The organism is Vibrio hyugaensis (assembly GCF_002906655.1).
Taxonomy (GTDB): Bacteria; Pseudomonadota; Gammaproteobacteria; order Enterobacterales; family Vibrionaceae; genus Vibrio; species Vibrio hyugaensis.
Window position 1 is genome coordinate 955958 of record NZ_CP025795.1, and the last position, 19588, is coordinate 975545.

Genomic DNA, 19588 nt, shown 5'->3' on the forward strand with positions numbered 1-19588 from the left:
GCGAAATATGAAAAAAATCATAATAGGCAGCACCATTGTTGCTACCTTATTGGCTGGGGCTGGTGTTTTGCATTGGCAAAGCAAGCCTCAAATGGGTGAAGCCTATAAAAGAAACCTCGGTTACACAGTGACATCTACTTTGTTCAGTAAACAAAGAGAGTCCCTTTCAAAAATTCGTGGTTGGCGAATCGACATAGAAACCCTTGAAGGTGTCCCCAAAGAAAAGTGGAACGCAACGCACACTCAACCTCAAGTGATGTTTAACTATGGCTCCGACTCTAATATGTACACCATGAACTTAGATGGTAGTGATGTTCGCCTATTATTGAGTCGAGATGAGGTTGGCGAACTACCTGAAGGGGGCAACACGCAGCGCACCGCCGATGGGCGATACGTAGCTTTCAATTATTCATCTTTTGGTATCCGACATTGTTTGGTTTACGATCTTAAAGATAGAGAAATTTTGGCGAAAATGGATGCATGCCACTCAGGGACATTTACCCTTGATAGCAGTAAATATTACTATTTAAATTTCCAAGATGGAAATCCATACTTTCTTGATTTAAAAACCAAAAAACCTAAGCATACATTTGAAGGGGAGCTCGAGGTTAATGGCGAAATCTGGAACCCATCAAAAGATGGCGTCGCTTTTATTATCGACCAACTGAACGGGCGGTTTATCTATAGCGTCGCAAAAAGAGATGGGCGCGGTGAACGAGGAAAAGTAAAACAGCTGGTATTTAGCTTTCCAGAAATGACGTTTATCAATCAAGAAAAGTATGTAGCAGATCAATGTCAACAGGGTTATACACGCGGTCCGATATATAGCTATATGATGTGTGGTGACCGAAAACCATACGAACTATTTTCGTTTCAAACTCCCAATGAAAAGCTGGAAGACTCCCCTGAGAGGTATCCCCTTCAACGCGGTAAATGGTATGCCAGAGCATACGGAAATCGATTGTTGAGATTAAAGCAACCTGAAGAAGTTGGGATGTTTGATGGTTTGAGCTATTACTACGCGTTAAAAATCGGTAGTGGCGAGTTTGACTACAAGAAATTAAATCGAATCAACTTTTACATACCAGCTGATATTTACGAAGACTTTGAGAATATGGATTTGCGTCCTTTTATGCCTCCTATCCCTACCAAGGCACAATTCGATGAGCTGGTGCCTAAAGTGACCGAAAAGATGCGTTGGGATTGCGCAAGGAGCCGAGGAGAGTTCCGGAATTGTGCTCAGTATTACGATATGAAAGCGCTGTTTAAAGACATGGATCAAGTTAGGGAATATATGGGGGTTAAGAAATGGTAAAACGTTACGATATTCCGGGCCTTTATCTAATGGGGAGATTGCATGACAGGGATGGCAAACCCGTTGGCCGCCTTTTCCCATTAGCCCATGAAACATTGGTCATTCCTAGCTTGGAAGTCAAACAGGAGTTTGTTGCAGACCACAGTACTACTAACAAACAGATATCTACCAGCAGTAAAAATCCGATCGCGGTTAGTGATGAGTTGGGTAAGCTTAATATTTTAGCGGCTCGCGAATTCAACGCTGATCAGATAGGCGCTGAGTTACTGAGGGCTCCTTTGGCAAAGGGTTGTGTGGAAGCCGCGATTAACAAGGGCGCCGTGCAAGACGTGCTGTTTTTCCCGAGCTATTTGGTGCCATTAAGCCAGATGGCGAATGCCGCCCAAGAAAGTAAAGACCAAGAGCCATGGTTAACTAAACTCTACAACTTGTTGTCTTATAAGGATCTTAAGGAGATAAAGGATGATAAAGGGCAACCTGCTTGTGTAACCGATTTAAGCGTTAAGCGTGTTAGCGTCGAGCAAGATTGCCTGGCTCCCCCCTCGGACCAAGTTGACAAAGGCAGTGATTTTTTTAACAACTACGCAAAGTGGCACAACAAGAGCCACTCTAAACAGATACATGTAGTTGAAGTTCCGCAGTTTTATACTATTCAAGTTGTTTTTTCTTCAAAGGATTATATTGGCGCTGAAGTGACATTAGCTGATTTGCCAAAAGGTATTAATATTCAAGGCTCTGAGACAGAGAGTCATGGTGTTTTACCAACATCGATGGTTAAAGAAGTTTTATACAAGTACTCTACAGATGGTCAGGTTAGTCAAGACGAGTCTATGTATGTCGCGACGTTTTGGCTTAATTCGGAAAGTGTTTTAGTTTTAAATGACCGACTAACCTCTGTTCGGTTTGATATTGATTTTTCGAAAGTCATAAGCACAGATGAGACCGGAGAGGTTGAGGCTGCTTTAAAGGCTAAGAGTATTCCTGTCCGCTACAGCTTAAAAGAAAATGCCCTTGCTTTGGATATTCACACAACCGCGGGGCGTACATCCGTTGTTAATGGTGATCCTATCTCCGTTGAAGAAGCCTTAATTAATCATGCCCCACAATTCTTCCCTCATTTGAATGCCGATTTAGAAGCATTCCCTTACGACAGTCCGGAAAAACTGATTGAACGAAAGGAGACTAAAACCAGTTTACCAAACTCAACGTGGGCGACGTTTCAAACGGTAAAAGGCAGTTTGGAGACAACTTCCGGTGTGTTAAAAGATGGCATCAGTTGGGTGACGTTAAGTAAATTTGCGGCATCAGCTACAGAGCTGTTCAAAGACAGTGAAAAAGCCGAACTTAGGGACGTTGCCCTAGTCGCTACAAAGACATTAGGTGTAACACAAGCATCTACAGCTTTCATCAAAGCGGTAAAGGAGCTAAAAAATCATTATCCGAACGAAGTGACCCAATCTGCTCACTTTATGTACGGTCAAATTAATGCACAAATAGTGTGGTTTAGTCAGAAGTTTCACGCGCAGATGGATAGAGTCTCTCCGTTATGGAGCACTTCCATTCTGCCATACCTTAACGGCGCGGGGCGGATCGGAACGAAAGCGTTAGACATGTTAGATAAACCGCTAACTATTGCGGAGCTGGGTTACGATGCGGTAAATAGCTATGCCAATTGGAGCGGAAATCAAGCAGCTCAAGGCTCAGCACACGGAGATTTACTATCTAAAATACAGGAATACATGGCAACAACCGCTTCTGTACAGGCAGATAAAGCACAAGCTTTTCAGGGAACGGAAGAGAAGTATCAAAATGCTGTCAATCAACTAAGAAATGAAATGCCAGATTTGTTTGTAGAAGAAGGCAGCGTTTCACTAGACCAGCGTGTAGAAGACGTGTTACTTCGGTTGAACATGACATTTTTTGAGTTCGATTCTTACCAAGTCACTGAAAAAAGTAGTGCGCACAAAAGAATCGCTAACCAGTTACAGGAGTTAATCAGTAACCCTTTCGAAATTGTCATAACAGGCCATACCTGTAATATGGGGTCAGAAGCCTACAACTTGGCTTTATCGGAAAAGCGTGCTGTTTCTGTCAAAGAGGCCATCCTTGATGCGATGTCTCCGGACGCTCAAAGCGTTTGGTCTCCTATGTTCAAAATTGTAGCAAAAGGGTATGCAGCTTCATTACCTGGTAATACCAACCGTATGATTGAAGAGCGGGTGAAAAACCGTCGGGTTGAAATCTATCTCGCGTTTAGCCGTTCTGTGGAATATCCACCGTGTCGTGCAGGCCTGATGAATGTTGAAAAGGCGGCAAAGATAAAAATTGCCAAAGACATGAACGAAGATCAGGCGATGCTGGAGTTCATCCAATCCGGTTTGAATGCATTAATTGGTGGGGCGGCCATGGCCTTCCCGCCAGCAAAAGTCATTGCCGCTGGGGTAGAAGGTGTAAAGCTTGCTACTGCCATTATGGACCTCTTAAAGCCAAACACTGAATATCAAAAATACGTTAAGCAGGTTGATTCCATCCGCCACCAAGATCTTATGGCGTTTAACCAATTTTTAGCACAACCGGATATCCCCAATGCGACCCGAGTGTACTTAAAATCGTATATGAAGCGAATGATTGCGTTGAATGGCTTGATTCGATTGATTAAGGGCTTTCACGCCACCAAAGTAATGCCTACTTTTAGCAGTGGTGGGTTATTGAGTGATGGCAATTTGTTCAGTGGGCCTAAACAGTTCAGCGATCTCCGGGTGCTGGATTATATTGATGAGTTTATCCTCAATGATGATTGGAGTGTCGATATCTCATTATTGGGTGCTGAACACTTAGATGAAATTTGGATGGGAAAAAATGGCTACAGCCAAACACACAAGCAAGTTGGCAGCGCTTCGGTTGACAGAATATACGCTCAAGGTGTTAATGTTTACCGCCATTATGTATCCGATGATTTAACCGATTCAATGACTGGGAAAGCCCAGCGATATAACCACTACTTTCCAATTCATTACAGGGCTAGTCAAGACGACAGCCATTTTGAGGCATTACTAGGAGATAAACCGCCAAAAGGCCTAGATGAGAGTATCTTCGAGAGAGTTGAAGTCTTTGTTCGTCGCCCTTATAAGAAGAATGGTTCATTTCCGAAGTATGATGATTGGGTGCCGTTTGAGCAGTATTATCTAGATAACGGTGCAATGCTGACACCCTATGACAATATTAAGGTCGTAGCGTTGGTAAAAGATGGGGTTGGGAGCGAAGATAACAGCAACGTTATTGGTCAGTTGCCGATTTGTCTTGATGTCATCTCACATAGTTCAAATGAAGGAAACTGGAAGTGGAGTGATAGTGTTGCCTCTACTCATATAGAATATGTATCAGAGTTAACACCTGTGAACTTTTCTGAACAAGAGAGAAAAGTGATTTTTGGTGATGACAATAATGCGAAGAAACTTGGCGTCATTATTCAGCCAAGTTATTTCTTTGGTACTAAACGTGTATTTGGCATTCGACCAGTTGCTAATTACGACGACGTTGCGTTGAAGAGTCTCTTTGATACAGCTGCTAGCTCGACCGTCTCGGGTGGTTTCAAATTCCTGAGCTACTTTTTTGAGTTAAAAGTGCCAGGTCAAAGTAAGACAGAAAAGCGTGTCAATGTGCTGCGCTCGTTTGGTTCGGCAGATAGCAAAGAGAGAACCATCGACCGATTTAACGTGACGTTGTCGCCATCTCGTCAATATGAGTTAACAAAAGACTTTATCAATTTTAGCGGCGCTATTTTTGGCGATGGTCTCTTCTATGAGAAGACATTTTTAATGCCACCTGAGGGTAAGAAAGTACGATATCCACAGGTTTTTGATGGGGCAAAAGTGAGCCTTTACTTAGGGCAAAGTGGCTTAAAATACGCCTCTGCTAAGAAAGGTGGGGATGACCCTCTCCTAAAAGCTGATAAGCGCATGAGTGGTAAAGTTACGGCGTTTGACTGGAATAAAGAAACGACGGCAACTCTACTGATTCGTTCAAAGCCGTGTGATCCTGATAATTTAGAGGAGCAAGGTTTTGACAAAAACCTAATCCCAATTCACGTTCAATTTTCTTATGATCCAAACTTATGGCCTGGCTCAAACCTATGTCCAGTGACAGATTTTAAAGCAGTCGCACGACTCGGAACAGTGAAAAAGGTGGGTGACTCTTTTATCTTTGAAAAATCTGAAATCGAAAAAATTCCTAAGTCACTATCTGAGCTTCAAGAAGATCTGGTTAAGATGAATTCAGAAAGTTTAGAACATATAGCACTATCGACATGGAGCGGTGCAAGGGAAGAAGAAACCACTTTGTTTGCCAGTGTGGAAGAGCTTTCTTATATCAATCTATTTGGTCACAAAGTAAATGGCTTAAGGCCGATGATTGCACCAAGCAGTTCAAGGAAAGGTATCAACTTTGGTATACAAGTCAATGCTCCTTTTGGAGCAGGGCTAGATTTAGAGAAAGGTGATGGAATGCACATGGTCGATAGTGGTGTGGCTAGAATTCCAAGTAACTGGATCAAACTCAAGTACAAAGAAGACGAAGTTGAGGCTGCTAAACAGCTTAATAAGCTCAACACAGACCTTGAGTATGCTGATCATTCTAAGGAAATTAAATTTAAACCCCACATCAACCTTCAGAAGTGGATGAGCTACAACGACTACTTTGATAACTTGATCGAAGCGAGGAGAGATATGATTGATAGCTGGGTAGAGAATTAGTACTTGAGTACTTGGATAAAAAAAACCGCCTTCGGGCGGTTTTTTTATCAATGGAAACTGAAGTAAGATTTTCTCGCTTCTCGCTTCTCGCTTAACCAGCTGCAGAAATATCGTATTTCTTCATTTTGTGGTTAAGTGTGCTCATTGGCAGTGCCAATTGCTCAGCGGCTTTCTTGGTGTGCCAATTACATGCATTTAAGCAGTCGATGATCACTGTGCGCTCGTATTGACTGACAACGTCCTTAAGGCCCATCGAAGCGTCTTCCAAATCCGCTTGTGCTGGCTCGTAAGCAGGTTGTTCTGGGGTAGGTGGTGCTGCTTTTACTTCAACACTTGGCGTATCTTCTGGGATTTGTTCACCAAACTCAATGTGAGTGATGGTTTCAAAATCGGACAGTAGCACTGAGCGTTCGATGATGTTTTTAAGCTCACGCACGTTACCTGGGTATGGGTATGCAAGAAGCTGTTTACGCACGTTGGCACTTAACCCTGGTGCTTGCGGTAAACCTAGCGTGTTGGTGGTGTGTTGCACGAAGTGCTCTGCGAGAGGGAGGATGTCCGACTTGCGTGCTCTTAAAGGCGGCAATGTAATCGGGAATACATTCAAGCGATAGAACAAGTCTGCACGGAATCCGCCATCTTTGATTTGCTGCATAAGATTACAGTGGGTTGCGGCGATAACGCGAACGTCCACTTCAATCTCTTTGCTAGTGCCGATTGGGCGAACTTTACGTTCCTGAAGTACACGCAGCAATTTTGCCTGCAGTAGCATTGGCATATCACCAATCTCATCTAGGAATAGCGTGCCGCCGTTGGCAGCTTCAAACAGGCCGACTTTATCTTTGTCTGCGCCAGTGAATGAACCTTTCTTATGCCCAAAAAGCTCAGATTCCAATAACTGCTCTGGGATTGCGGCACAGTTTTGAACGATCAAAGGCTGTTCTGCTCGGTTAGAGTTTTCGTGAATGTATTTCGCGATCACCTCTTTACCGGCGCCAGTTTCACCGCGTAAAAGGACATCGACGGGAAGAGATAGTACCTTATCAAGACGATTCAAGACATTGAGCATTTCTTCGCTCTCTGCAATCGGGCCTTGATAAGTTTTTTGAGTACGTTTTTTAAGCTGCGTGTTCTCACGGACTAGCGCTTGATTGTCTGCACTGAGGCTTTTAATCACTTGCCCATATTGCTCTAACCAAACTGCTTGGCGAATATTACTCGCGGCCATACGACAAAACTCAGTCAATGCAGCCTCATTGTCGATAACACTCAAATCGAGCAAGACCAAGAGTCCAATGGTCTTACTTTCGCTATCAATCAAAGGCCAAGCCAGTAAGTTCTCGCTTTTTAATCCAAGCGTCTGCTCTGTTTGATAAATGCTGTCACAGTCGTAGCCGTTGTACTTATACAGCTCGTTGATCAACACCACTTCACCATTGCGGATCGCAAAGTTAAATGGGTCGTTTTCACTGGCAGAATCTATCTGCAATGCCTCCCAAGGGTGAGAAACAATCGTTTTATCGTTATGGTGAGCGGTACTTGGAATCAACGCCTGACCAGTCTGGTCCAAAACATAAATGATGCCGTGTTTTGCGAGGGTCATTTGTCTCGCCGCGGTCAACACAGCATCCAACGTTTGGGTAAGCTGGCTGCGATCAGCCAAAGACTGGCTGATCGCAAGTAGGGCGTTGCTAAGTTCGCTATGGTTAGCTGAACGCATAGGTTAGAGTTCCTTGCTCATCGACAGACACTGCGATTTGCGTATGTGAATCATCCTTGTCATGCACTAAGAGCTGAGTCGATAGCTGAGGCAGTAACTGACGGTTGATTACCGCGTCGATGTTACGCGCGCCCGTTTCAGCAAGGCGACAGTTACCTAGTACGAACTCTACCAAGCTTTCTTCATAGCTTAGCGACAACTTGTGATGGCTCTGAAGACGCTGAGAAACTTTGTTCAGTTTGTGGTGAATAATTTCTGTCATTGCTTCGTCAGACAGTGGAACAAATGGCAGTACTGACATACGTGCCAACAGCGCCGGCTTGAAGTGTTGGTTCAACGTCGGGCGGATGGCTTCTGCGATGATGTTTGCATCGATGTCTTTTGATTGATGGACCAAAGATTCAATCTCGTGCGTCGCAAGGTTACTGGTCATGATGATCAGCGTGTTCTTGAAGTCGATGGTGCGCCCTTCGCCGTCGTTCAGCGTACCTTTGTCGAACACTTGGTAGAACAGGTTCAACACTTCTGGATCGGCTTTTTCTACTTCATCAAGAAGTACAACAGAATATGGACGTTGACGAACCGCTTCTGTCAGCATGCCGCCTTCACCGTAACCTACGTAACCTGGAGGTGAACCGATTAGGCGAGATACCGTGTGCTTCTCTTGGAACTCAGACATGTTAATGGTCGTCATAAAGCGCTCGCCGCCAAACATTTGATCAGCGATCGCACGAGCAGTTTCGGTTTTACCCACACCACTTGGGCCAACCAGCAGGAATACGCCTGTCGGTGCGTCTGGGTTGCCTAAGCCTGCTTTTGCGGTTTGAATGCCTTCAGACAGTGCATCAATAGCGTATTCTTGGCCTTTGATGCTTTGTGTTAGGCTTTCTTTCAGTTTTAGCGTGGTTTCCGCTTCGTCTTGAAGCATCTTACCCATTGGAATACCAGTCCAGTCCGAGATCACGTGGCTGACTTCATCTGGCCCAACTTCAAAGTGAACCAATGGATTGCCGTTTCGGATCGCGTCTAACTGTTCTTGGCATGTTGAAATCGCAATGCGAACCGCTTCTTCATCCATTTCTGCATATGGAGAAGCGTCTTGCTCTTGTTCTGAATCTTCGTCTTCTGCAACAATCTCTTCTTCATTTGTTTCGCCAAAGACCAGTTCATGCAAGCGAGAACGCAGAGCAATCATCTCTTGGATCTGCTCTTTTTCTTTGTGCCATTGCGCTTCTTGTTCTGCTAGCTCTTCTTTCGTTGTTTCCATTGCCAGTTTTAGGTCTGGAATGTTAGCAAGACTGTGCTTGTCGCCAGTTTGCTGCAGAGCATCACGCTCAAGTGCTTCAAGCTCGCGCTGTTGAGCTGCAAGTTCTTGTTGCAGGGTCTCTACAGAAGCAGGAATGGCATTAAGGCTGATGTTCACTCGTGCACACGCCGTATCTAGTACATCGATCGCTTTGTCTGGCAGTTGGCGACCAGAGATGTAACGTGCTGAAAGCGCTGCCGCCGCAGTGATGGCGTCGTCACGCACGTAAACATTGTGTGACTTCTCGTATGCTGGGCGCAGACCACGAATGATCAATGCTGCTTGTTCTGGAGACGGTTCGTCGAGTTTCACCAGTTGGAAACGACGCGCAAGGGCAGGATCTTTCTCAAAGTACTTTTTGTATTCCGACCATGTTGTCGCAGCGATGGTTTTCACTTCACCACGTGCTAGGGCAGGTTTTAACAAGTTTGCAGCGTCGCTGCCGCCCGCTTGGTTACCGCCGCCGACTAGGGTGTGCGCTTCATCGATGAAAAGAATGATAGGGGTTGGCGAGTTTTTCACTTCATCCAATACAGCGTTTAGGCGTTTTTCGAACTCACCTTTTACGCTTGCACCTGCTTGAAGAAGGCCCATGTCCAGGCCGTAAAGCTCAACACCTTTGAGGTTGTCTGGTACGTCACCTTGTACAATCTTAAGTGCCAAGCCTTCTACTACTGCGGTTTTACCAACGCCTGGTTCACCAACAGCAATAGGGTTGTTTTTACGGCGACGAGCAAGAATGTCCACGATTTGGCGGATTTCTTGGTCACGGCAGAAAACGGGATCGATTTCACCTTTACGTGCTTTACCCGTGAAGTCGGTTGTGAATTTGCTCAGTGCAGAGCCATCTTCACGCGCTTGTGTTTTCTCTGAAGTGGCTACTTGCGCTTCAATAGAGTGGCTGGTTAGCTCAGCAAAGTTGCGCTTTAGGCTGTCTGGGTTCACAGCTTCCAGGATAGAAGCGTAACCGTGTTGGCCATAACGAAGTGGGTTGCTAACAAGAGTAAGGAGTAGGGCGCCAGAGCGGATTTGTGTTTCGGACAGATCTAAAGAAGAAACCAGCCAGCTTTCTTGTAACCATTCGATTAATAAAGCAGAAAAAACAGGTTTGCTGCCATTTCCTTTGGCGTTGCTATCGAGTGTGGAGCGAATCGATTGTCTTAATAGGTTCTCAGAACAATCAAAATGACTTAATAAGACGTCAAAATCACTGTTTGGCCTTTCTAATAGACTCAGTAGATAATGCTCGATTTGAACTTCGGTTGCTTTTTCGGAGACTGCAAGCGCAGCTGCGTCTTCTAATGCCACTTTTGCAATTGGGTGGAGACGCTGAATTAATGAAGAAAGGTTTATATTTATCATAGCCATTTTATTCTTTAGAGGAAAAGAGGTAGCCGCTATTATACTAAAAGTGATAACACACTTTTTTTATCAAGATATTTTGCCTAGCGTTTGTTGGTGATTTTAATAACAAAATTAGTGGGAATATTTACGAATGATAATCTTGATTTGTTATTCTGAATTAATTCTTAGTTAATGTGACTAAATTACTAGGTTTATTAACTTTATTCTACTCTTGATATATGGTTATTTTCACTTTTTATTATTGAAACAATTTATTATTATTTGAATCCAACTTTTTGGTTTTTTATCCAATAAATTGTACTTAATAAATTGATAAATAAAGCCGGTTTTTAGCTAAGTGATTGTATTGTAAGGCTTATAAAAGTTGGCACGGAGTTTGAATATAGTAAGTAGTCGCGGTGATAAGCGATTTGGTGATTAAACAAATACAGATTTAAAAAAGGAAATAACGATGCCAACTCCAGCATATATGTCTATCAAAGGTGAAACTCAAGGTCACATCACTAAAGATACTTACTCTGCAGATTCTGTAGGTAACACTTGGCAAGAAGCTCACGTTGATGAGTTCCTAGTACAAGAACTTGATCACGTACTAACAGTGCCACGTGACCCACAAAGCGGTCAGCCAACTGGTCAACGTGTACACCGTCCAGTTGTTGTAACTAAAGTTCAAGACCGTTCTTCTCCGCTACTATTCAACGCACTAGTATCTGGCGAAAAACTTCCTGAGTGTGTAATCCGTTTCTACCGTACTTCGGTTCAAGGTAAGCAAGAGCACTACTACTCAATCAAACTGATTGATGCGCTACTTGTAGACATCCAAACTCGTATGAACCACTGTCAAGACGCTGCAACAGCAGACCGCGTGACAGAAGAAGTTCTTAAGCTGACTTACCGTGCAATCGAAGTAACTCACGAAAATTGTGGTACAGCTGGTAACGATGACTGGCGTGCTCCACGCGAAGCTTAATTGCTTTTTGCGTAAAGATTCAGGGCCAACAATTGTTGGCCCTAATTCGATTATTTGTATCAGGTAAAAGATATGGTGAATGACGTAGAATTTAAATTTGAAGTGCCAGGATGTGGGCATGATTTTCGGGTAGAGAGCTTTCAAGTGAATGAAGAGCTTTCGAAACCTTTTCACATCAGTCTCTCATTACTTTCACTTGATCCAGATATTTCTTTTGATGCGTTAATTCGTAAAGCGGGCACACTGACTCTTTATGGCCAAGGGGTAGGGGTTGCGCGTGTATTTAACGGTGTCGTAAACGAAGTTCGTTACCTTGGAACGGGCCGTCGATTCTCTCGCTATCAATTGGTTTTGGTTCCTCAAGCTTGGTTCTTATCACAGCGTCAAGATTGTCGCATCTTCCAACAGAAGTCTGCGCAAGACATCATCACGGAAGTGCTTGATGATGGCGCAGTAACCGACTATCGATTTGAAGTCTCGGGTACTTATCCTCCGAAAGAATACGTACTGCAATATCGTGAATCTGACCTTCAGTTCGTTCAGCGAATGATGGCTGAACACGGTATGTGGTATTACTTTGATCACACCGACTCTAACCACACGATGGTGATTGTGGATAGCAACGATGCGATTGCACCATTAGTCAGTTCTCCAATTAACGCTTCTTACATCGGTCCTATCGTTTACCATACTGACGGCGGCGGTGCTGCTGATCGTGAACATATTTCTGATCTCGAGCTCGTAAATCGAGTGAGAACAGGCCAGGTAACGTACACCGATTACAACTACGAACAGCCTAAGATCCCTCAAGAGATGACCCATGCAGGTGATCTCGATCAGGATTTAAAACAGTTTGATTACCCTGGACGTTATGTCGACCCTGCAATGGGGCAGGTGAGAACAACTGAGTGGATGTCAGAACACATTGTTGATAACCAACAAGTCGAAGCAAGCAGCGATGTAATGCGCTTGGCATCTGGCTACAGCTTTAACATCAGCGATCATCCTCGTTCTGAAATCAACCGTGATTACATCATGTTGTCGGTGATGCACACGGGACAAGACCCACAAGTGCATGAAGACGAAACGAGTGGTATGCCAACCACATACTACAACCAGTTCTCTTGCATCCCTCGCGATGTGGTATTCAAAGCGCCTAAACTGGCGGCTCCGATTGTCGATGGCCCGCAAACGGCGGTGGTTGTTGGTCCTGCAGGTGAAGAGATCTACACCGATAAGCTTGGACGAATCAAAGTTCAGTTCCATTGGGACCGTTACGGTGATAACGACGAACACGCAAGCTGCTGGATTCGTGTAAGCCAATCAATGGCGGCTCCGACTTGGGGGGCCGTTTACTTGCCACGTATTGGCCATGAAGTGGTAGTGACCTTCCTTGAGGGTGACCCAGACCGTCCGCTAGTAACTGGTGCGGTATACAACGGTCTTCATTTCCCTCCGTACTCATTGCCAGAAAACAAAACGCGTACCACATTCCGTACTCAAACGCACAAAGGTACAGGTTACAACGAGCTGAGCTTTGAAGACGAAGCGAACCAAGAAGAAGTCTACATTCACGCTCAAAAAGACATGTCGACGAAGGTACTCAACAACCGTTACCGAGATATCGGTCAGGATGAGTTCTTAAAGGTCGCGCGTCACCAAACCAACGAAGTGCATGGTGACCATAAAGAAACCATTGATGGTCACAAGACAACACAAGTAAACAGCACGTTTACCGAGACAGTGGAGCAAGACGTCACTGTTACTTACAACGCCAACGAAACTCAGTATGTGAAGAACAATTCTGATTTGGAAATTGGTGATAACCGCACAACCAAGATCGGTAAGAACGACGACTTGGATGTGGGTGAAAACAGCAACCTGACTGTCGGCGCTTCTAAGAGCTCTGATATTGGTGCTGACGATAACCAAACGGTAGGTGGTAACTTAACCGTATCGGTGAAAGGTAACACGTCTTATAAAGCCGATGGTGCGACGCAAATTATCAGTGGTGACAAGATTGTATTGAAAACGGGAGGTTCTTCCCTAGTGATGAACAGTGACGGTTCAATCAAGCTTTCTGGCTCTTCAATCACCATTGAAGGCAGTGATAAAGTCGTCGTGAAAGGTGGTAACGTAGCGATTAACTAATGATGGAAAAACAACCTCTTATTGCAGAAACCATCACGAAACAGCAAGCCGAATCACCGGCTTGCTTTTCGCGTTTTGGAACCATAGTCGCCATCAACGAATCGACGGGAAGTGTCCGTGTCGATTTTGATGGCAATCCATTTAATCAACCGCTCACTGCAAGGTTAGGGCGTGGCTTTCGTCGCAGTGAATTACAGATGGCAATAGATAACAAACTGAGTTGTCGTATTGAATTTATGAACGACGACTTAAGCTTGCCTCTCGTGACGGACATTTTTTTCTCCATTCTGAATGACTCTGATGAGTTCGTGTTGAGAGCGAAAAAGATGGTGATAGAAACCGAGCAAGAACTGATCGTCAAAAGCGGTGAGACAGAAACGCGCTACAGTGGGCGTGATGGCCGAATTACGACAAAAGCGAAATACGTCACCTCACAAGCAGAAAAAGCTCAAAAGATTCAAGGCGGAACGATCGCAATTAACTGATTACCTCGTGTTAACTAATTGTAATCGAATTATCGCACGCTAATAACGGATAAGTAGATGCGACAAAGAATAGGTGTCGAACACCTGAATGCACCCATAACCAACCAACTCGTTGAAAGCGCTTTAGCAAATGCAGAGCTCGCGATTAACGAGCTTTCCCAATTACCAGCACCTTGGCTGGATTTCTGTCATGAGAAACTGTCGATAGCGTCTGAAAGTCTCGGTTTTTTACTAAGACAACGTGTCCAAATTCATAAAAAAGGTTACCCAAGTCGAGAGATTGATTATCTCAAATTGATAGAACGTCAAATTGAAGAAATCAAACAGGTTTATCTTTCTTTCTACCGGCTCGCTCCGGGATTGATTCACCAACTAAAAAGCCAGGAACCAGACATTTATGTTTGGCTCACGTTGCAGAATGAGCTAGGTGCAGAGATTGATAATCTGTTGTGTGGCTTGAATTTACTTGAAGAGCTAGACACCAAAACCGCGATGGTGTTCGTGACGCAATCACCTGTTGAACACCTAGATAGCGTGATGTCTGAGTTGATTGAAGGTAAAGCGAAATCGAGCGCGTTTTACTTTGAATGCTTGCGAGTACGGCAGGCATTGAGCGTTGCCCTGATCAAGCGTTGGCATAAAGCAGATATCATTCGTTCCAATGTCGCATTACCCCTGTTGGCACTGCAAGATGTAGAAGAGGGCATTGAGTGGATCAACGAGCATGCAAATGGTGAGCAGTACCTGTTCGAACGTTTGATCACCAAACGTGACAGAAACACTTGGTTCCGCCAATGTTTTGGTATTGACCCGAGTGGATTGCCTTCGGCACAAGTGCTAACTTTCGCCAAACTTTTGGAGCTCAAAGAGTTTGAATCCTTTGATATATCTTCATCGCTGGCGCCTGTTGATTTTGCACTAACGGGTGATTGGAAACTGGTGCCTGAGATCATCGAGCAGTTAGAACGCCTAGAAGAAGACGAAGGTGAGGTTTGGATTCAAGCCCTGTATGTCGTCTACGGAAAGCTCCTTCCTCTTACTCCTCAAGAAGTGGGTGTTGAGTATGAATGGGAAGAGATTGTCGATTTACTCAATGAGTGGCTTGAAGACGAAAAGCACGTTCAAAACCTGCCAAGCCGTTTGGGCTTTGCGTTGAGCTTCGAGTCAACATTGACAGCGATGCAAGATGCCAATGTTGATGTCATGTTTCGTGAATGGTTGTGGCGACAAATTTGCATTCAATCCAGAGCTTATGTCCCTTGGGATATGGCGATGCCAATCCATCAGCAAGATTGGAATTTCAACAACTTGAAGGCAGCGCCTTCGGCAAGCGAGCGATTTAATTTAAGGAATAGCAATGCAGTTATGGGATATTGAAGCACACCCTGAGCTATCGCTTAAAGGGCGCTTTCAACGTGATGAAAACGGCGATGAAGTGTGGGTTGTTGTAGCTAAACGTACTTGGCAGTTTGACGGCGCCGTATGGCATGAACTTGGTGAAAGTGAGATTTTCGATGATCCTCAATACTTGGGGGAAGAAGGTTTCTCGGCAATGAAAGTCGATCATGAATTCGTATACACCAAAACCAATACTGATGTGCTCATTTACGGCAAAGCACGTAGCTACGCGAAGAAGCCAGTGACTTATCAAGAGTGCCGAGTGTTGATTGATGGCCATATCGACAAGACCTTAGCTATTCACGGTGAACGTGTATGGGTTGAACATGGTGGCAGTATTACGCTCAGTAAGCCGATTCCTTTTATCGAAAAAGACATCGATTATACCTGTGCCATAGGCGGCGATTTACGTAACCGCGTTGGTGGTGGTGTTGCAGACTCTAGCAAAGAATTACTCGATCAACCGGTGCCTTCGGTGTTTTATCCAAGAGAAGATTGGAGTGCTACTACGAAAAAGCTGCGTGTCGCTGGTTTTGGTCCTGTTCCGCCTTTCTTTGAGTCTCGCCAAAAACTCGCTGGCACATTTGATGAGGATTGGATAGAGAACCGTAAACCGATGTTGCCTGTGGACTTTGATAGACGTTTTTTCCAAAGTGCACCTGTAGACCAGCAGTGCAAAGGCTTTCTTCATGGTGGTGAAAGGTTAATGATGAGTGGTTTTTGTCACGACGACACCATTTCATTCCGCATCCCAAAAGAAAAGTACCGCGTGATTGCAACGTTCAAAGACGATAGCTACCAAGCCGATATGTCGATGTATACCTTGTTTGTTGATGCTGAAAAGAAAACCGTTTCAATCAGTTATACCTCAGCGTTCCCTTGTCAGGGTAAAGAGCACTTGCTTGTATCGACTGCAATTTCCAAACTGGAAGAGGTAAGTGAACATGCATAACTCGACTGGTCGCTATGTTTTGGGCATGGAAGTAATGACGCCAATGGGGATGAACCTCGATATCGCAAGTAGCGTTGCTCATGCCGATTTAGCTCGATTTGAACAAGTAGTCGGTGATGATGGTATTGAGCGCTTTACCTACGCGAAAATTGACTACACCAAAGAGAACGAGTTGTTTGAGAAAACTTGTGAGATAACGAGCAATCTACTGGACTCTTTATTGTTGCAATTGCCGCGTTCTTTGAAGCCGATTCCATTATTGATCGCAGTGCCAACGTCAATTTCATTAGTGAAAATGCAAGAATGGCTTGGAGAAAGTGACTATTCTGACTTTCTTTCTGTGGTCGAAGCAGTGCACGCGAGTGGCCCTCGCTTTGTGTTACAAGCAATGAAGTCACTCGATAAATACGACGCCATGATGTGTATTAGCGTCGACTCTTTGGTGAGTTCACTACAATCGTTGATTAACGAGGCGATGGTAATGAGCACCAATAATCCATGGGGCGTTATTCCTAGTGAAGGTGGTGCTGGGTTAATTTTATGTAGAAGAAATACAGTAGAAACATTAAAACTCAAACCCCAAGCGCAATTAGGCTATATCGATACGGAATTAAATACGTCAGATAGAAGAGGGATGTTTCGGCTGGTTCAACGTTCAAGTAAAAAACTGGCATCCTTTGGTGAGGTTTTTTCGGATATGTCGAACCTTCGTGCTCAAACTGAAGATTATGGCTTTGCATTGGGTGCAAAAGCAGAACGCTTTACTTATCCCGAACAACCTCAACTTATCAATGAGTTATGGGGAACAATGGGTAGCTGCTCCTCGCTTGCACTAGTCGCTTATGCGGTTAAAACTCATCACTTTAATCAACCTACGTCATTGTTAATGTTTGATTTAAATGGTGATAAAGGGCTACTCCAATTATTGTCTTGTTAATTGGACTACACACGTAAAATAAATAAAGGCACAGTTTGTTTGATTGGTATTTAAAGCGTCAAAACAACGTAACTAATGTAGTGAAAGCGTAAGTCAAAGAGTCTGATAAATTAGTAATAATCACTAAAGTAATAGACTTACTGTTCGTTTTAAATACCAGCCTTGAAACAAGGATGTTTCAGCCAATATTATTCCACCCTAATAATATTTGTTCGATGAAAGAGTGCAAAGTGTCTGATAAGCAGGGAGCAGCCAAAGGATATATTGATCAATTGGTTGTTAAAGCCATTGAGAAAAAGAAACAGAACGAGCAAAGATTGGCGCAAAAGAATAAGCCAAAGCTTGAGTACGTTCTTTTTTCGCAATTTGATGTACTAGACACGCTACCTTCAAAAAATGGTAGAACTACGGTTTACCATCTCGCCAAAAAAGGCCAGCCGGAAAAACAGATCTGCTGCAAAGTCGTCAACGAGGATGCACCAGAAATGGCCAATAAAATGTTGGTTAATGAAGCCAGTCGCTTAGAGATCTCTCAGCACCCTAGTGTTGCGGATTTCATTAAAGTCGGCAATGAGTTCGAGCGCCCATATTTAATGTACGAGTGGATCCAAGGTGAATCACTGGCAGAAAAGATGGAGCGTCATTCAACCAAAGGCTTCCGTCACGATCATATTGCTTGGTTGGTTTACCAATTAGCGGGTGCGCTTGAATTTATGCACACCAGAGGCATCTGCCATCTCGATATCAAACCATCGAATGTTTTGGTGAGTGAGGGCGATTACGTCAAACTGATCGATTTCGGTGCTGCTCGCTACATCGGTGAGACAGAGTCTCACGCCGAAGCGAGTCTGAGCTATGCGTCGCCACTCTACCTAGAAACGGGCACAACAGAACCTCAAGACGATGTTTATTCCTTGGCGTTGCTCACAGGGCATTTGTTTTTGGGCTCTATCTTTGGTGATGCTTGGCATAAACAGTTGAAGGACCGCAAGCGTCCCGCACTCATTCCAAACCATATTTGGAAATTGCTGAAACAAGTGATCAAAAACCCGAGAGGGCATGGCTATACGGCGATTTCTTTTGCTCAGCAACTTGCTCGTATTGATACGCAGTCTATTGACTCACAATCGAACGCTCCTATTTTCAGTAGCTTGCGTAACGCAGACTTACTTCTTACTCATTGCAGGCCGCAAGATAAATCGAGCTACGGACGTTTCAAAATCTTAGAGGCGAGCCTAGTGCTTAGCGTGGTTGCTATTACGGGCAGTTACTTGTACCAACAAAATCAACCAGAATGGAAAACCATCGTTAAGACTGAGCAATCGATTTCACAGACTGAAACGCCATTGGTGAGTACGATCAAACCAGCACAAACCGCTTCTTTCTTAGCGCAACCGCCTTGGGATATTGAATACGCGCTCAACGATATGGAAAAAAATGTGGTGACCACCGCACCATATCGAGAGGCTTTCCAAGTTCAGCAGATGAAACTGTCTAAGTTGTACAAGAAGAATCAAAGCCAACTGACGGCGTACCAAAATTTAGCTGACGACTTGCCAAAAACCTTGGTCGATATTCGTAAAGAGCTGGTCACGCTGCGCGAGAACCTGGTCGACGATGGCGCGTTGTTCCCTTACGCCGATAAAACGCTGACCAAAGTGATGGCAGGCTTAAATGTTGCTACGGTTGACTCAATGAAGCTGTCTGCGGTTGCGGGTAGCAAAGATGAGCAAATTGCCAATTTGATTTTGGCAGGTGAAGCGAAACAAGCGGACGATGAAATGAAAGCGGCTTGGTTGCTTAACCAATCTGAGGCTTACTTCTACAGCCAAGTGCTACCGAAGAAGGTATTGAAAAGCATCAATGAATCCATTGAGCAGCATGCCAAAGATCACTATTACACCAAAGCAATTGACGAAGCGAAAGCCGCAAAAGCCTACTTCGGAAATACGCCGGAACTAAGTAAAAAAGTAAAAGATCTAATTGTCGCAAGAAGTGAATACATCTTGTTTAGTACGGTGACAGAACAATCCGTTTTTGAACAGCAGAAATTGCATGACTCTTTGGCGGATCTAGAGCGTAACGCACCTAAGAAATTTCGTGAAATTACTGAGTTGCTAAACGGTATGGCTTCGGATTCTATCGATAAAAGTCATCAACTTTCTAAACCTGCACATGGTGCGATTGCTGTCGAAAGAGCAATCAAAGATTACTTGTTGTCGGAAGGACGAGGTTAGT

The 19588-nt window shown here is 44.3% G+C and carries 11 protein-coding genes; 9 read left to right on the forward strand and 2 right to left on the reverse strand.

The window, feature by feature from the left end; translation table 11 throughout:
• Positions 1–7 precede the first annotated feature (7 nt).
• Together C1S74_RS21380 and C1S74_RS21385 are read left to right on the forward strand one after the other, a co-directional pair.
• Entirely contained in the window at positions 8–1315 is a 1308-nt protein-coding gene (locus C1S74_RS21380) for a TolB family protein (RefSeq protein ID WP_045399747.1), read from the forward strand.
• Complete coding sequence (locus C1S74_RS21385) at positions 1309–6066, forward strand: OmpA family protein (protein ID WP_231578846.1); 4758 nt, start codon at positions 1309–1311, stop codon at positions 6064–6066. The genes C1S74_RS21380 and C1S74_RS21385 overlap by 7 nt, the downstream gene beginning before the upstream one ends.
• Before the next feature lie 91 nt (positions 6067–6157).
• Here C1S74_RS21385 and C1S74_RS21390 read toward each other — a convergent pair whose 3' ends face one another.
• Positions 6158–7786 (reverse strand): sigma-54-dependent Fis family transcriptional regulator, encoded by a 1629-nt coding sequence (locus C1S74_RS21390; RefSeq protein WP_045399750.1) that lies wholly within the window; start codon positions 7784–7786, stop codon positions 6158–6160.
• Positions 7773–10454, reverse strand: coding sequence for a type VI secretion system ATPase TssH (gene tssH, locus C1S74_RS21395; protein WP_045399923.1), 2682 nt, complete (start codon positions 10452–10454; stop codon positions 7773–7775). The genes C1S74_RS21390 and tssH overlap by 14 nt, the downstream gene beginning before the upstream one ends.
• 454 nt (positions 10455–10908) lie before the next feature.
• On the opposite strand from tssH, the gene C1S74_RS21400 reads away from it, so the two are divergent.
• The 7 genes from C1S74_RS21400 (at position 10909) to C1S74_RS21430 (ending at position 19587) form a co-directional block, all read left to right on the forward strand.
• The gene (locus C1S74_RS21400; RefSeq protein WP_038867845.1) at positions 10909–11427 is read left to right on the forward strand and encodes an Hcp family type VI secretion system effector; all 519 of its coding nucleotides are present in this window, start codon (positions 10909–10911) and stop codon (positions 11425–11427) included.
• Between the two features lie 72 nt (positions 11428–11499).
• Positions 11500–13578 (forward strand): type VI secretion system Vgr family protein, encoded by a 2079-nt coding sequence (locus tag C1S74_RS21405; protein WP_045399753.1) that lies wholly within the window; start codon positions 11500–11502, stop codon positions 13576–13578.
• A complete protein-coding gene (locus tag C1S74_RS21410) occupies positions 13578–14063 on the forward strand; it encodes a hypothetical protein (RefSeq protein WP_038867841.1) in 486 nt (161 codons plus the stop codon). The genes C1S74_RS21405 and C1S74_RS21410 overlap by 1 nt, the downstream gene beginning before the upstream one ends.
• A gap of 57 nt (positions 14064–14120) precedes the next feature.
• The gene (locus tag C1S74_RS21415) at positions 14121–15440 is read left to right on the forward strand and encodes a hypothetical protein (protein ID WP_045399756.1); all 1320 of its coding nucleotides are present in this window, start codon (positions 14121–14123) and stop codon (positions 15438–15440) included.
• Entirely contained in the window at positions 15421–16413 is a 993-nt protein-coding gene (locus C1S74_RS21420) for a DUF2169 family type VI secretion system accessory protein (RefSeq protein ID WP_045399759.1), read from the forward strand. The genes C1S74_RS21415 and C1S74_RS21420 overlap by 20 nt, the downstream gene beginning before the upstream one ends.
• Complete coding sequence (locus C1S74_RS21425; RefSeq protein ID WP_045399762.1) at positions 16406–17350, forward strand: hypothetical protein; 945 nt, start codon at positions 16406–16408, stop codon at positions 17348–17350. Before C1S74_RS21420 ends, C1S74_RS21425 begins: the two co-directional genes overlap by 8 nt.
• 230 nt (positions 17351–17580) lie before the next feature.
• Positions 17581–19587, forward strand: a complete 2007-nt coding sequence (locus C1S74_RS21430) for a serine/threonine protein kinase (RefSeq protein WP_045399765.1) — start codon at positions 17581–17583, stop codon at positions 19585–19587.
• The last annotated feature ends 1 nt before the right edge of the window (position 19588 follow it).